The following is a 15,318-nucleotide window of genomic DNA, read 5'->3' on the forward strand; positions in this document are numbered from 1 at the left end:
CGGCCGAGGACCGAACCGGCATGAGTGTCAATTTGGCGTATTTTTACGCACTTTGCAAGCCGGCCCCTGGCCGGCCGCCCAAGGACTTAGGTGTAAGCTTTGTCGGTTTTGGCGGCCATGACGAAGTCGTTTTTGTGCAGTCCACCAATTTTGTGGGTCCACCAGTCGACGGTGACTTTGCCGTATTCGGTGAGGATGGCGGGATGGTGGTCGGCGTCTTCGGCCAAGTCTCCCACGGTCTGAGTGAAGGCGAGTGCCTCGGCGAAGTTTTTGAATTTGAACCGGCGAGAGAGGCGTTTCTCACCGTCGATTTCTTTCACTTCCCACTCGGGAACGTCGGGTTTCATTGCATTGATTTCCGCGTCGCTCAACGTGGGCGCGTCGGATTTACAGGCTTCACAGGATTGTTGCGCTAGATCGCTCATAATGTTTCTCCTTTGTTTGACTTCAAGACTCATTAAAGTCGATTGGGAACGTCGAGTCCTCCCGGGGACGGGGTTCACGGCGGGTCTTGCAGTGGTCTACCCACCCGAAGCACTCTAATGCGAAGTCGTTCTATCCGGTCTTTAAGCACGTCAGACGTTTCTCTAATACCTGTTGTCTATCTGAGGGCCGGAACCCGAGAAACAACCCTCAAAGTCCCAACGATTCAGCCAACGCATCCCCTACCCGGGACGCGCCCGCCAGTGACCAACCGCCATCCACCGGCAATACCGCCCCGGTAATAAAATCCGCATCCTTGGAGGCCAAAAACCGACAGGCCCTGAAAATATCCTCAGCCTGCCCCAACCGCCGAAGCGGCACCGACTGAGCAATTTTTTCTCTAAGCGATTCATCCGGGGCCAAGCGCGCCATGCCCTCTGTGTGTTCAATAGGGCCCGGAATCACCGAATTTACCCGGATCCCCTCCGGCCCCCACTCCTGAGCCAGGGTCCGGGTCAACATATCCACGCCGGCCTTGGCCGCGCACACGTGGGACTGTCCGATCATTGGCAACGACGCCTGAGGGGCCGAAATTTGAATGACCGAGGCGCCCGGTCGACGCAACTGGGGATACACAGCCTGGAGCACGTGGAAGCTGCCCAGCAAGTCGATCTCCACCACGGAGCGGAAGCCGTTGGCAGACATGCCAGAGGCCAGTGCGGGGAAGTTACCCGCCGCACCGGAGATCACCACATCCAGGGGGCCCCAATGACCGCAAAGCCGGACAACGCCGTCGCGCACGGCCTCCGCGTCGCGAACATCGGCACTGAAGCCCTCGGCTTCCGCGCCCAACGCCCGTAGCTCGTCCACCGTTTGGGCGACCTTTTCCCAAGAACGGCTGGCGACGGCGACTCTCGCGCCACTGCGGGCAAAACCAAGCGCAATGCCCCGGTTAATACCACTGGTGCCCCCGACCACTAACACAGTGGGTTTATCCGTTTGCGATGATGGTTCGTACACGCTACCTCCCGGTTCTTTTGAACTAACGCTTGAATAGTAGCAGTAACAGATGACACACGCCGAGCCGGGCGGTTACAATCCCGCGTTCGCTCAAACACACACAGTGACTATGAATATTCGCGATTTACTGAACCACAAGGTCCAGCAGGCCATGCTGTCTGCCCACATCCCCTTTCAGCACTCCCCCATGGTGGCCCCGAGCAAGAAGCCGGGCTTTGGGGACTATCAAGCCAATGGCGCCATGGGGGCGGCCAAGGCCATGAAAGCCAACCCAAGAGAGCTGGCCGGTGAGATCGTGCGCCATCTGGAACTGGATGGCATCGCGGAGAGAGTGGAGATTGCCGGGCCCGGGTTCATCAATATTCACCTCGCTCCCGAGTGGTTGAGCCAGCAGTTGGCCACCGCCACCGGTGACAAGCGCTTGGCCATCGCGCGGGCCTCGGAGCCCCAGACGGTCGTCGTAGACTACTCATCGCCCAACCTGGCGAAAGAGATGCACGTCGGCCACCTGCGCTCGACCATTATCGGTGACGCCCTCGCCCGCCTGCTGGCGTTTCAGGGCCATAATGTCATTCGACAGAACCACGTCGGGGACTGGGGCACCCAATTCGGGATGCTGATCGCGGAACTGGAAGAGCAGCTTGCGGAGAACCGCGAAGCGACCATGGCGTTGAGCGACCTGGAGGTATTCTACCAACAGGCAAAGGGCCATTTTGACAAAGACCCCGCCTTTGCCGATAAAGCACGGGACTATGTGGTGAAGCTGCAGTCCGGTGACCCGCAGGTTCTGGCGTTGTGGGAGAAATTCCGTGCCGTGTCTCTTGAGCACAGTCAGGAAATCTATGAAAAACTGAACGTCACTCTCACTTCGGAAGATGTTCGAGGCGAGAGCTTTTACAACGACGACCTGGCCCCGCTGGTGGCGGAGCTGGAAGAAAAAGACCTGGCAGTAGAGGATCAGGGCGCCAAAGTGGTGTTTCTGGAGGAGTTGGCAGATAAGGAGGGCAACCCCTCCCCGGTGCTGATTCAGAAACAGGGCGGCGGTTACTTGTACGCCACCACCGATTTGGCGGCGCTGCGTTATCGCGCCGGCGAGCTCGGCGGAGACCGGCTGATGTATTTTATTGACGCCCGTCAATCCCTGCACATGCAACAGGTGTTTACCGTCGCCCGCAAGGCCGGCTTTGTCAGCGAACACATCAGTCTGGAGCACCACGCTTTCGGCACTATGATGGGCCCGGATGGTAAACCCTTCAAAACCCGCAGTGGCGGCACCGTCAAACTCTCCGAACTGCTGGACGAGGCCATGGAGCGGGCCTCGCGATTGGTTCGCGAGAAAAACCCCGATCTGGCCCCCGACACCGCCGCCAACATCGGTCGCACCGTCGGTATCGGCGCCGTGAAATACGCGGACCTGAGCAAGACCCGGACCAACGACTACGTTTTCAACTGGGACGCAATGCTCAGTTTTGACGGCAACACGGCTCCGTACCTGCAATATGCGTATACCCGGGTCCGCAGTATTTTCCGCAAAGCTGGCGTCGAGCCAAGCGCCCTGCAGGGCGAGATACTGCTGTCGGAGGAAGAGGAACGGGCGCTGGCGATCAAGCTGCTGCAGTTCAGCGAGGCGCTGGACCAGGTGGCCAAGGACGCCCTGCCCCACCTGCTATGCACCTACCTCTATGATCTGGCGAGCCTGTATATGCGCTTTTACGAAGCCTGCCCGGTCCTGAAGGATGGCGTGCCCGACGCCACCCGGCAAAGCCGCCTGCAGCTGTGCGACCTGGTTGCCCGGACTCTTGCCCAGGGGCTTGAGCTGTTGGGAATCGAGGTTACGGAGCAGATGTAACCAGCCGGTCGATGCGCTCGAGCACGACCACTACCGCCTCGCCCGACTCCGGGCGAGGCCGGAAGTATTCTTCCGCCATCGGCGCCACCGAGCAGCTTTCAGGCATTCCCGCGCGATATTCCACCAACTGAAACAGGCGCGGAATAAAAATGAACTGCAGCCATTGATAGAACTCCAGGGTGTCCACCGCGAACGGTTGGGTGCTGGCCAGAGCCTGGTTTGAGGGTGGCTCCGTATCCCACAGTTCGAGCTCGCGCAGCGCTCGCTCCAGGTCGAATAAAGACTCGGCCAGGGTTTTGTGAATATCGCTCATGGCGTCCTCGTTTTCTTGCTCGGCTGATCTCATTGAACGATTCAGAGCGACTTGATTGAGTCGCTCAAAGCGATCCCCACCCGTTCAGGGCTGTATAAAATCTGGTTCAGGACTTAATACAACCCGGTTCACTGTATAACCTGCTTGAACGGCGGCAGTGAGTTGAGGATGGCTTTACCGTAACGCTTGGTCACGACTCGACGATCCAGAAGCGTAATCTTGCCCGTGTCTGTTTCACTGCGCAGCAGGCGCCCGCAGGCCTGAACCAGCCGAAGAGAGGCATCCGGGACGGTAATTTCCATAAAGGCGTTACCGCCGCGCGCCTCAATCCACTCAGCCAGGGCCGCCTCGATGGGGTCATCCGGCACCGAGAACGGCAACTTGGCGATGACCACATGCCGGCAATAGTCGCCGGGCAAGTCCACACCTTCGGCAAAGCTGGCCAATCCGAACAGCACGCTACCGTCGCCCTGATCCACTCGCTCGCGGTGTAGATCCAGCATCGCCTGCTTGGACTTGTCCCCCTGCACCAACGTTCGTTCCCGCCAGTCGGTGGGCAACTGGTCGTACACATCCAACATCTGGCGACGAGAGGAAAACAGTACTAAGGTCGCCTCCGACGGATCCAACAGTTCGGGCAGATGCTCGACCAGCGACCGGGTATGGTTCACTGCGTCCCCCGCTTCCACGGCGCAGGCGGGCACCGACAAAATACCCTGACTGAAGTCAAAAGGACTGGGCATCTGCGCGTAATGACTGTCCGGCGGCGTGCCGGCACGCATTTGAAAGCGGTCAAAGCGACCCAGCGCGGCCAAGGTTGCCGAGGTGACCACGGCGCCACAGCAACGGAACCACAGACTCTTGGCCAGGGTCCCGGCCGCCAGAATGGGACTGGAACAAACCTCGATGTCGATACCCGAGCCGAACTCCACCGGCGTCAGCCAGCGCGCCCGGGGCACCTGATCCTTGTCATCGGGCGTGGCGTAGCTACACCACAGTTCGCGATTGGCCTCGGCTCGCGCCTGCCATGTGCCAAGCACGGGATAGTGTTGCTCAAGGTCCACCTTGGGCACCGGGCAATGGCGATCTTCCATGGAGTCGCTCACTTCCGCGAGCATTTTCTCCAGTAAATCCGCCAGCCGATCAAAGCCCCGGTGGAGCTCCACCGAGGGCAGTTGTAGAGCGTCCGGCAAGAGGCCGCCGGGAAACCGGTAGTGACTTTGCCGATCATCCAGCGCCACTTCCTGAGCCAGGGCATCCAGCGTCGGATGCAGCTCCTCCAGTCGCTGTTTGCAATCCATCAGCGCCGCCGGAAGCTGCTCCGCGAAGCGATCGACGTCTCCGGCACCACTGATGTGGCCCAGCATGGTACCCAGCGCCTTATTGCACTGATCGAGCCAGCGCACGGTCCCAATGACCCGGCTGTGGTGGGCAAAGTGATTCAGTGCCTTGGTGGGCAGCTGGTGGCCTTCGTCGAAGACGTAAATGCTGTCCTCCGGCGAGGGCAGAATAGCACCGCCCCCCAGAGCCAGATCGGACAACACCAGATCGTGATTGGTCACGATGCAGTCAGCGGTATGGAGCGCCTCGCGCGCGCGGAAGAAGCTGCACACCGAGACATTGGAGCAGCGCCGCCCGGTGCACTGGCGATGATCGGTGGTCACACGCTGCCAGTCTTCATTTTCCACGCCATCGGGCCAGCTGTCGCGCTCGCCATCCCAGCGGTTGGCGGCCAGGGCGTCCACCATGGAGTCGTAGATTTTCACTGCCCGCTCATCGACGCTGGGCAGTTCATCTTCATATAGTGGGCGCGTGGGGTCCATTCCGTCCCGAACGTCCGTAAGCAGGCTGTCGAGCTTGGACAGGCAGACGTAGCGACCGCGCCCCTTGGCGAGCGTGAAGCTGAATGACAATTCACTGTGGCGCTTGAGATCCGGCAGGTCCTTGTAAACCACCTGCTCCTGCAACGCCACCGTGGCCGTGGAGACCACGAGCTTCTTACCGAGGGCTTTGGCGATCAGTAGAGCCGGGAGAAGGTACCCCACGGTCTTGCCCGTGCCGGTGCCAGCCTCCACCACGCAGACCTGGCCTCGACTCTCGCGCTCCCCTTCCTCGTTGAGTTCGATGCCACCGAGAGTACGGGCGATCTCGGCAATCATCAGTTTTTGCCCATACCGGGCCTTCAGTCCCTTATTGTTCAGGAACTGACTGTAAGCCTGCTGAATCTGCTGTTTGACGGCATCGGAGAGCATAGGGTCAACGGCGTCCGAGCTGAGCGCTCACGGGGTTGGCGTACATTTCCAGCACCGTTTGCCGGTGATCCGCCGGGATGTTGGCCAGGTGCAACTCGAACTGCTGGCGGGTGTCACCCAGCTCATCTGCCGAAAAGGGGCGGGAAGGATAGCTGTAGGGCAACTCGGGCAAATCACCGTTGAGCCGCTCCCATGCCAAACAGTTGGTGGCATGCAGGACGTAATTCTCGACGATCTGCCGATCGAGGTCTGCGACGACTTCATCGGTGTTCTGATAGTCCGCCGCAAGCGGTTCGCCGAATGCCACGTGAACATGGCCCTTCTGGCCTTCAATGCCTCTGGCAATACTCTTGACGTCCTCATGCTCCGCCTTCTGATAGCTGCCGCTGGTGCGCTGTTGGTGCAGCTCCCGGGCTTTGGCGGCGTCGCAGGGGTCCCATTCATAGGAAATCGTCACCGGCACAATTTTCAATTCACGGATGTACTCGGCGTAGGGCTGGGTTTTCGGGCGGCTCAGACTGAACATGCCGACCACAGCGGAATTGGTTTTGTCCTTGCCGTCTTTGGCGCGCCCTTCTCGCTGGGCAATCCAGATGTTGGCCTTTTCCTCCACAATGGAGTGGTGAATATAGGCCGACAGCTTTTTGGCGGCCTTGAGCTTCTCGCGCGGCCCCTTCGCCGAACGGTTCACAATAAAGCTCTTGTTCAAACGCATCAGGTCGGCGACATAGTCCTTGGTCAGCAGGTTGTCCCCGATAGCAATGCGAAGGGTGTGAAAGCCCCCGTGGTACAGCGTCCAGTTCACAAACGCCGGATCCATGGCGATATCCCGGTGGTTGCTGACAAAAAGGTAGGCGCTGTCGCGATCGAGCCGATCCAGCCCGGAAGTCGTCAGGGCAGTGGTGGTGTCTTCGATCATCTGCTGCATGTAGCCCTTGACCACCTCCTGGAACCCCAGCACCGACTCCACGCCACGCATCTGTCGCCGCATTACGCGCTGGACGATGGGCCGTAGAAGCCAGCCCAGTGGTCCGGCAGCTCGGGGGAACTTCAGGCGAGCAACGGCGTCCGCCAGCTCGGTGTTGGTCAGCAGACGCTCCAAGGTGGGGCGCACTTCATGGTCATCGTAGGGACGGATATCGTCAAACTCACTCATCGCAGGCAATCTGTCGGATTCAGGTGAACCAGGGGCCGGGACGGCACAGGGGAAAATGGGCGCACAACATACCGAAAACCGGCCCAAAAAGCCAGTTTCTCGTTCTGGAGTGCCAACAAGAGTAAAGGTGACAGCGGTCGGTTTTCCCGATAAAGGTGATCGACCAGACTTCGAGAAATCCGTAAACTCTCCCAAAGGGCTTCTTGGGCTATAGTTCTGCAAACCTCAAGACTGCTTCTGTTAAGTGTCCGTCGCACAATAACAAACTGGACGAACGTATCGCCTCATGAAAATCCTCTTGGTTGAAGACAGCGCGACTCTCCGCCACGCCATGTCGCAGTACATCAGCGAGGCCGGTCACACCCCACTGATCGCCCGCAGTGGGGAGGAAGCCCTGCAGTTGCTGGAAGATACGCCGGTGGACTTGATCATCATGGATGTGGAGATGCCTGGACTGAACGGCTTCGAAACCACCCGCCTGATCCGAGAGTGGCTGGGCGGCCACTGGATTCCCATCATTTTTGTTACCGGCAAAAATGAGGATGAGAGCTACCGGGAAGGCATTGAGGCTGGCGGGGACGATTACCTGATCAAGCCCGTCAGCCCGGTGATCATCAAGGCGAAAATCCGGGCCATGGCCCGGATAGCGGAAATGCGCGACCAGCTCAATCAACTGAATGCCGAGCTGGAGGCCCTGAGCCAGCTGGACAGCCTGACCCAGATTCTCAACCGCCGGACCTTCAACGAGCGCGCCAACCAGCAGTGGTTACTGGCCATTCGCCACCAGACGCCCACCAGCGTGCTGATGATCGATGTGGACCACTTCAAGCCCTACAATGACCACTACGGACACCCGGCGGGAGACCGCTGCCTGAAACAGATTACCCAGGCCCTGAAAGGCTGCCTGCATCGCCCTGCCGATCTTCTGGGCCGATATGGTGGTGAGGAGTTCATCGCATTGTTACCGGGCACGGATCGCAAGGGCGCGCAGCAGGTGGCCCACAGCATCAACCAGGCTGTCCGGGACCTGGCCGTGGAGCACCGGTATTCGCCGGTCACCGACAACGTCACGGTCAGTATCGGTGGCGCCACATGCAACCATTCGATGGGGCATAGCCTGGAGGAAGTCATCAAAGCCGCCGATAAGGCACTTTATCGGGTCAAACACAGCGGACGGGATGCGTTCGCCATTGAGGAAGTCGCCGCTCACAAGACGTTGCTTATCGGAACCCGGCAGAGCGAATTGACCCACGCCGTGAGCAAAACACTGCAACAGCATTGCAATATCGTCACCGCCGACAGCGCTGAAGAGTGCCTGGAAATCGCCCGGGATGTGATCCCGGACCTGATCATCGTCGATGCCGAAACCGCCTTCTATAACGAGAACCAATTGTGTCGGCAGTTGGCCCGCGGGCCCAAAACCGCCGCCACAGCGTTATTGGTTCTGACAGACGACAGCGACCGCCCCGACGGCCTGGCTGAACTGAAGGGGGTAGGCCCAGTGGGCTGGTTGGGTCGTCCCTATGAGGATGCGGACCTCTGCACCAAGGTGCAGCTCCTGTTGAGCTGAATCAGGGCCGGCGCAACGAGTTGAACCAATTGACTTCACGGGCGTGCGTGTCCACTTGGCTGACGACGTCCAGCACCAGGGCAAACAGGGCCATGCGCACGACGACGCCATTGTCCGCCTGCCGGAAAATGGCCAGATTGGGGTTCTGATTGAGGTCATTGTCCAACTCGTTCGCTTCCTGGCGGGAATCTCTCGGCAATGGATGCATGATGACCGTATTCGGCTCGCAGTACTGCGTGTAGATGGACTGGTTCAGACGGAAGCGCCCCCGGTAGAGATCGGCCTCCTCCTTGGTATCAAAACGCTCCTCCTGAATCCGCGTCGAATAAGCGATATCAACCTTGCCAATACTGCTCGGCAGATCCTCGGTGACGGTGACCGAGTGGCCCGCTTCGCGCATTTGCTCGATGATGGGCCCCGGCATGGCCAGTTCACCGGGAGACACCAGCGTCACCTGAACGTTCTTGAACAGACTCAACAGCTTGCACAACGAGTGCACGGTGCGACCGTACTTGAGATCGCCGATCATGGCGATGCGAAGTCCATCCACGCCCCGGCCACGAGACTCCATTTCCTTACGAATGGTGTACAAATCCAATAGAGCCTGGCTGGGGTGCTCATTCGCGCCGTCTCCGCCGTTTAGCACGGGAACCCGACTGGCCTCCGCAAACTCCGCCACGGAGCCGGACTGCGGGTGGCGCATGCAGATTACATCACTGAACCCGGAGAGCACCCGGGCCGTATCGTACAGGGACTCGCCCTTTGCCAGCGCCGAGCTCTCGATGCCGGTGGTCTCCCGGACTTCGCCCCCCAGCAAATTGAACGCACTGCCGAAGCTGATGCGGGTGCGGGTGCTGGGCTCAAAAAACATGTTCCCCAGAATCGCGCCTTCAAGCACCCGTGTCACCTTTCTGCGCAAAGCGTAGGGCGCCATAGCGTCCGCCACATCGAAAATGCGCTCAATGTCGGGCCGTTCAAACTGATGGATGGAGAGAATATGAGAACCGGTAAAATTCACGGGCGGATCCTTAAAGGCGATGGGTGGAAACTGCCGCTCAGTATAGCGCCTTGCGTGCTATTCAAAAACGGTCAGCTTTGCCGATAACCTGATGAAGCCACCTAATTTTGGTTATACTTCCACCAAAACCGTTATAACTGCAAGGAACACCCGTGCCCGATTTTCCCGACACTCTGGCAAAATTCTGCTCTGCCCGAACCGCCGAGCAAATCCTGGGCTCCCGCCGACTGCGCTGGAGCGCCCCTCACCTTTTGTCAGATCCCTTTGAATTGACGCACCATAGCCCACTCACCTTCGACCCGCTGACGTTGCTTGACGGTGTTATCCGCGCTGCAACTGGCATGATTTTTTCGCGGGAAATGCCCAAAAGCAATTCCGCTCTGGCCACAGTCATCCGGCGTTGGCGAGAGGAAGAGCGCTTCGCCTCGCCCGAGGAAGCGGAGGACGTGCTGAAAGAGCTGATGTCACGAATGGTGGACCAGCGCCAGGTGTCAATAGAGGAGATGATGGCGGACTGGCGCAAGTTTACCCGAGAGCTGCGCATATGCTGCTTCAGCGCAAAGGCGGACAATCTCACCTCCTGGCAGCTATTCGCAGACCACCATCGCGGCGCAGCCCTACGCTTTCGCTGCGGTGAGTACACCTCCCTCCCCGACCCGAAACCCGTGGAGTACAGTCCCAACCGACCCGAGATTACGACGTTCAGGGATCAGATTAACGCCATCCTCCATCAGGAAAAGGTCAATGCCCAGTCGCGCTTTCTGGATAAGTTTCTGGTGAAGCCTCCCATGTCGGCGGACCAACAGGAATGGCGCTGCTTTTTCCAGGCGACGGATCAAGCCAGCAGTCGGGAGGTAGATGACAGCCTATGGTATGACGACCGTCCCTTTGAGAAAAACGATCTGGACTCCGTCTACCTGGGGGCCTTCATGCCCGCAGAGGATAAACAACGGCTTGTAACGCTGCTGCGGGGGGAATACCCGGAGACCAAGGTGCTCCAAGCTAGCCCCATTCCCGGCAAGTACGAGATTGAGTTCCACCGCCTCAAGGGGGGGTAAGGTGGATTCTCGCCGTGTCCGCCACCCGGCGGCGGCGAGGCAAACTGGGTCCCAGGCGCTCCATGACCTCCAACGCCGTAGCCCGATAGGTCGTCAACTTGCCACCAAGCACGGACAACACCCTGGGTTGATCCTCTTGATCGGCTTGAAACAGAACTTCCCTCGACCGCCCAAACGCACTCCCGTTCGCGCGAGGCAAGACCCGCAAACCCGCGAAAGAAGAGACGTCATTCGGCTCAACCGAATACCCGGGAAAGTAATGCTGGAAGGTTCGGAGCAGATAATCGCGTTCTTCGGGGAGGCACTCGGCCGTTTCCGGCGCCCCTCGAAATGCGGTTTCCGTCGTCCCCAGCAATAAGCGCCCCTGCCACGGTAAGGCAAATACCGCCCGTCGATCGTCGGGAGCTTCCAGATAAAAGTGGTGCTGAAGCCGATTCGGCAGAAGCAAGTGGCTGCCCTGCACCAATTCAACCTCCGGCACGGTCACTGTAGGCTGAATGTGCTTAAGCAAGTCTGCCCCCCAAGGTCCGGCACAGTTCACCAACACCCGGGCACTCACCGACATCTCCCGGCCATTGTGCTCATACTGCACTTCACATCCCGACGCATGGCAATCCGCCCCCCTGAACTGGGCGGGCATGGCTAGCTCCGCACCCAGCGCCTCGGCAGACTGCCAAACGGCCTGGGTCAATGCACGATCATCAGTTTGCGCCTCTACATAGCGATAGACGGCCAGTAGATCATCCGTTTTAAGCCCATCCAAAGCTGACCAACCACTGCGATGCAACCGGACAAACTCCGAATCCTCCCCAAAACCCGCCAATAGCCGATACAACCAGAGGCCGACAGCAATCTTTGCAGGAGAACGACTGGACGCCTGGTAGACGGGAATATGCATCTCTACCCGTTTGACCAGCTCCGGCGCCAGTTGGAGAAGCAATGCCCGCTCGTGTAGGCTTTCTTTCACCAAAGACAGCTGAGCGCTCTCAAGGTACCGCAGCCCTCCATGAATCAGCTTCGAAGACTTTCGTGAGGTACCGGCCCCAATGCCTTCTTTTTCCAAAAGCAATACGCTGTGCCCGGCCGCCACCGCGGCTTGTGCAGTACCTACGCCCTGGATACCCCCGCCAATAATCACGAGATCATAAGTCATTACCTGTATCTATCCCCGCTTAGGCACGCGCGCCGCTATCGGTAGCGCCGAGAGCTTGAAAAGTTTGCTAGAACAAATGGCCTAAACAGCCATGCCATAGTGTAGCAATTTTAAGGGGAAGTAAGAGATAAGGGGTGGGGACGGGGATTTTTCTGCGCACAAGAAAAACGCCCTGCAGAGCTAACTACAGGGCGTTTTAATTTAAGAGCTTGAGTCGAAGGCAGGATGCCGAAGACGACGCCCGAAGGGGCGCCCCGCAGGGGGTGGGCCACACGGATGTGGCCCATCACCATGACCGCAGGGCATCGGCAAGCGCCTCGAACTTGTGCGGGCCCCATAAAAAAATACCCCGAACCATTGCTGATTCGGGGTATTTCACTTTAAGAGCTTGACGATGACCTACTCTCACATGGGGAGACCCCACACTACCATCGGCGCTAAGTCGTTTCACTTCTGAGTTCGGAATGGGATCAGGTGGTTCCAACTCGCTATGATCGTCAAGCAAACTGGCTTGGGCTCGAAGGTTTTATCGCCATTCGGCGTACCTTGATCGACCCAAATAGGGGGTGAAACAGTAAGTTATACATTGCAACGATTGTCTACCTCACACAAACGTCCGGCTGTGCAGTCGTCTCTGTTATATGGTCAAGCCTCACGGGCAATTAGTACTGGTTAGCTCAACGCCTCGCGGCGCTTCCACACCCAGCCTATCAACCTGGTCGTCTTCCAGGGCCCTTAAGGGAGCTCGAAGCTCCAGGGAGATCTCATCTTGAAGGAGGCTTCCCGCTTAGATGCTTTCAGCGGTTATCCCGTCCGAACGTAGCTACCGGGCAATGCCATTGGCATGACAACCCGAACACCAGAGGTTCGTTCATTCCGGTCCTCTCGTACTAGGAACAACTCTTCTCAAATCTCCAACGCCCACGGCAGATAGGGACCGAACTGTCTCACGACGTTCTAAACCCAGCTCGCGTACCACTTTAAATGGCGAACAGCCATACCCTTGGGACCGGCTTCAGCCCCAGGATGTGATGAGCCGACATCGAGGTGCCAAACACCGCCGTCGATGTGAACTCTTGGGCGGTATCAGCCTGTTATCCCCGGAGTACCTTTTATCCGTTGAGCGATGGCCCTTCCATACAGAACCACCGGATCACTATGACCTACTTTCGTACCTGCTCGACGTGTCTGTCTCGCAGTTAAGCTGGCTTGTGCCATTACACTAACCTCCTGATTTCCGACCAGGATTAGCCAACCTTCGTGCTCCTCCGTTACGCTTTGGGAGGAGACCGCCCCAGTCAAACTACCCACCATACACTGTCCGCGATCCCGATAAGGGACCGGCGTTAGAACCCCAAACATACCAGGGTGGTATTTCAAGGGTGGCTCCACGCTAACTGGCGTTAGCGCTTCAAAGCCTCCCACCTATCCTACACAAATAGGCTCAGAGTTCAGTGTAAAGCTATAGTAAAGGTTCACGGGGTCTTTCCGTCTAGCCGCGGGTACACTGCATCTTAACAGCGATTTCAATTTCACTGAGTCTCGGGTGGAGACAGCGTGGCCATCGTTACGCCATTCGTGCAGGTCGGAACTTACCCGACAAGGAATTTCGCTACCTTAGGACCGTTATAGTTACGGCCGCCGTTTACCGGGGCTTCAATCAAGAGCTTCGCCGAAGCTAACCCCATCATTTAACCTTCCGGCACCGGGCAGGCGTCATACCCTATACTTCCACTTACGTGTTCGCAGAGTACTATGTTTTTAATAAACAGTCGCAGCCACCTGGTCACTTCGGCTGCCAACAGCTTACGGGGCAAGCCCTTCACCGTCGGCAGCGTACCTTCTCCCGAAGTTACGGTACCATTTTGCCTAGTTCCTTCACCCGAGTTCTCTCAAGCGCCTTGGTATTCTCTACCTGACCACCTGTGTCGGTTTCGAGTACGGTTTCTCTTTACCTGAAGCTTAGAAGCTTTTCTTGGAAGCATGGCATCAACCACTTCGCGCCCTAAAAAGGGTGCTCGTCGTCAGTTCTCGGCCTTAAGATCCCGGATTTACCTAAGATCTCAGCCTACAACCTTAAACGCGGACAACCAACGCCGCGCTGGCCTAGCCTTCTCCGTCCCTCCATCGCAGTAAAGAGAAGTACAGGAATGTTAACCTGTTTCCCATCGATTACGCCTTTCGGCCTCACCTTAGGGGCCGACTAACCCTGTCCCGATTAGCGTTGGACAGGAACCCTTGGTCTTCCGGCGTGGGAGTTTTTCACTCCCATTATCGTTACTCATGTCAGCATTCGCACTTCTGATACCTCCAGCAAGCCTCTCGACTCACCTTCGCAGGCGTACAGAACGCTCCCCTACCATGCAACAAGTTGCATCCGCAGCTTCGGTTACCAGTTTGAGCCCCGTTACATCTTCCGCGCAGGCCGACTCGACTAGTGAGCTATTACGCTTTCTTTAAAGGATGGCTGCTTCTAAGCCAACCTCCTAGCTGTCTGTGCCTTCCCACATCGTTTCCCACTTAACTGGTATTAGGGACCTTAGCTGGCGGTCTGGGTTGTTGCCCTCTTGACAACGGACGTTAGCACCCGCTGTCTGTCTGCCATAATTGCACTCCACGGTATTCGGAGTTTGCATGGGGTTGGTAAGTCGGGATGACCCCCTAGCCCAAACAGTGCTCTACCCCCGTGGGTGAGATATGACGCGCTACCTAAATAGCTTTCGGGGAGAACCAGCTATCTCCCGGCTTGATTAGCCTTTCACTCCGATCCACAGGTCATCTCCGCATTTTTCAACATACGTGAGTTCGGTCCTCCAGTGCCTGTTACGGCACCTTCAACCTGCCCATGGATAGATCGCCGGGTTTCGGGTCTAATGCCTGCGACTGGACGCCCTATTAAGACTCGGTTTCCCTACGGCTCCCCTATACGGTTAACCTTGCCACAGACAATAAGTCGCTGACCCATTATACAAAAGGTACGCCGTCACGGAACAAGTCCGCTCCGACTGCTTGTACGCACACGGTTTCAGGATCTATTTCACTCCCCTCACAGGGGTTCTTTTCGCCTTTCCCTCACGGTACTGGTTCACTATCGGTCAGTTGGGAGTATTTAGCCTTGGAGGATGGTCCCCCCATATTCAGTCAGGATAACACGTGTCCCGACCTACTCGATTTCACAACCTGTGCCTTTTCGTGTACGGGGCTATCACCCTGTATCGCTCAACTTTCCAGAAGATTCCACTAAGACATAAGTTGCTTAAGGGCTGCTCCCCGTTCGCTCGCCGCTACTAGGGGAATCTCGGTTGATTTCTTTTCCTCCGGGTACTTAGATGTTTCAGTTCCCCGGGTTCGCCTCCCATACCTATGTATTCAGTATGGGATACCCGACTTACGACGGGTGGGTTTCCCCATTCGGAAATCTTCGGATCAAAGCTTGTTTGCCAGCTCCCCGAAGCTTATCGCAGGCTCCTACGTCCTTCATCGCCTCCAACTGCCTAGGCATCCAC

The 15,318-nt window shown here is 57.8% G+C and carries 10 protein-coding genes and 2 rRNA genes (1 of these 12 cut by a window edge); 3 read left to right on the forward strand and 9 right to left on the reverse strand.

Annotated elements, in window-relative coordinates:
- Window positions 1-86: 86 nt before the first annotated feature.
- The gene (locus G547_RS0109650; RefSeq protein ID WP_027329687.1) at window positions 87-425 is read right to left on the reverse strand and encodes a 4a-hydroxytetrahydrobiopterin dehydratase; all 339 of its coding nucleotides are present in this window, start codon (window positions 423-425) and stop codon (window positions 87-89) included.
- A gap of 208 nt (window positions 426-633) precedes the next feature.
- Window positions 634-1,443 carry an SDR family oxidoreductase gene (locus tag G547_RS0109655; protein WP_036187877.1) on the reverse strand — a complete coding sequence of 270 codons (810 nt, stop codon included), beginning with the start codon at window positions 1,441-1,443 and terminating at the stop codon, window positions 634-636.
- 109 nt (window positions 1,444-1,552) lie between these two features.
- On the opposite strand from G547_RS0109655, the gene argS reads away from it, so the two are divergent.
- A complete protein-coding gene (gene argS / locus G547_RS0109660) occupies window positions 1,553-3,292 on the forward strand; it encodes an arginine--tRNA ligase (protein ID WP_027329689.1) in 1,740 nt (579 codons plus the stop codon).
- Here the strand turns inward: argS and G547_RS0109665 are convergent.
- From G547_RS0109665 to G547_RS0109675, 3 genes are all read right to left on the reverse strand, one after another.
- Window positions 3,276-3,605 carry a YqcC family protein gene (locus G547_RS0109665; RefSeq protein ID WP_027329690.1) on the reverse strand — a complete coding sequence of 110 codons (330 nt, stop codon included), beginning with the start codon at window positions 3,603-3,605 and terminating at the stop codon, window positions 3,276-3,278. The genes argS and G547_RS0109665 overlap by 17 nt on opposite strands.
- 128 nt (window positions 3,606-3,733) lie before the next feature.
- Window positions 3,734-5,857: an ATP-dependent DNA helicase DinG gene (dinG, locus tag G547_RS0109670; protein ID WP_027329691.1), complete on the reverse strand. Its 2,124-nt coding sequence runs from the start codon at window positions 5,855-5,857 to the stop codon at window positions 3,734-3,736.
- Window positions 5,858-5,861: 4 nt separating this feature from the next.
- Window positions 5,862-7,013 (reverse strand): 1-acyl-sn-glycerol-3-phosphate acyltransferase, encoded by a 1,152-nt coding sequence (locus G547_RS0109675; protein ID WP_027329692.1) that lies wholly within the window; start codon window positions 7,011-7,013, stop codon window positions 5,862-5,864.
- Between the two features lie 286 nt (window positions 7,014-7,299).
- Between G547_RS0109675 and G547_RS20850 the strand changes: the two genes are divergently transcribed.
- Window positions 7,300-8,583: a response regulator gene (locus G547_RS20850; RefSeq protein ID WP_084645840.1), complete on the forward strand. Its 1,284-nt coding sequence runs from the start codon at window positions 7,300-7,302 to the stop codon at window positions 8,581-8,583.
- Window position 8,584: 1 nt separating this feature from the next.
- Here G547_RS20850 and G547_RS0109685 read toward each other — a convergent pair whose 3' ends face one another.
- Complete coding sequence (locus G547_RS0109685; protein ID WP_027329693.1) at window positions 8,585-9,601, reverse strand: aspartate carbamoyltransferase; 1,017 nt, start codon at window positions 9,599-9,601, stop codon at window positions 8,585-8,587.
- A gap of 152 nt (window positions 9,602-9,753) precedes the next feature.
- On the opposite strand from G547_RS0109685, the gene G547_RS0109690 reads away from it, so the two are divergent.
- The gene (locus G547_RS0109690) at window positions 9,754-10,659 is read left to right on the forward strand and encodes a hypothetical protein (RefSeq protein WP_027329694.1); all 906 of its coding nucleotides are present in this window, start codon (window positions 9,754-9,756) and stop codon (window positions 10,657-10,659) included.
- On the opposite strand, the gene G547_RS0109695 is transcribed toward G547_RS0109690, so the two are convergent.
- The 3 genes from G547_RS0109695 to G547_RS0109705 all read right to left on the reverse strand — a co-directional run.
- Window positions 10,646-11,812: a glycerol-3-phosphate dehydrogenase/oxidase gene (locus G547_RS0109695; protein ID WP_027329695.1), complete on the reverse strand. Its 1,167-nt coding sequence runs from the start codon at window positions 11,810-11,812 to the stop codon at window positions 10,646-10,648. The genes G547_RS0109690 and G547_RS0109695 overlap by 14 nt on opposite strands.
- Before the next feature lie 386 nt (window positions 11,813-12,198).
- Window positions 12,199-12,314, reverse strand: a 5S ribosomal RNA gene (gene rrf / locus G547_RS0109700).
- A gap of 139 nt (window positions 12,315-12,453) precedes the next feature.
- Window positions 12,454-15,318 (reverse strand): 23S ribosomal RNA (locus G547_RS0109705) (it continues 23 nt past the right edge of the window).

This window comes from Marinimicrobium agarilyticum DSM 16975, assembly GCF_000423345.1.
GTDB lineage: Bacteria > Pseudomonadota > Gammaproteobacteria > Pseudomonadales > Cellvibrionaceae > Marinimicrobium > Marinimicrobium agarilyticum.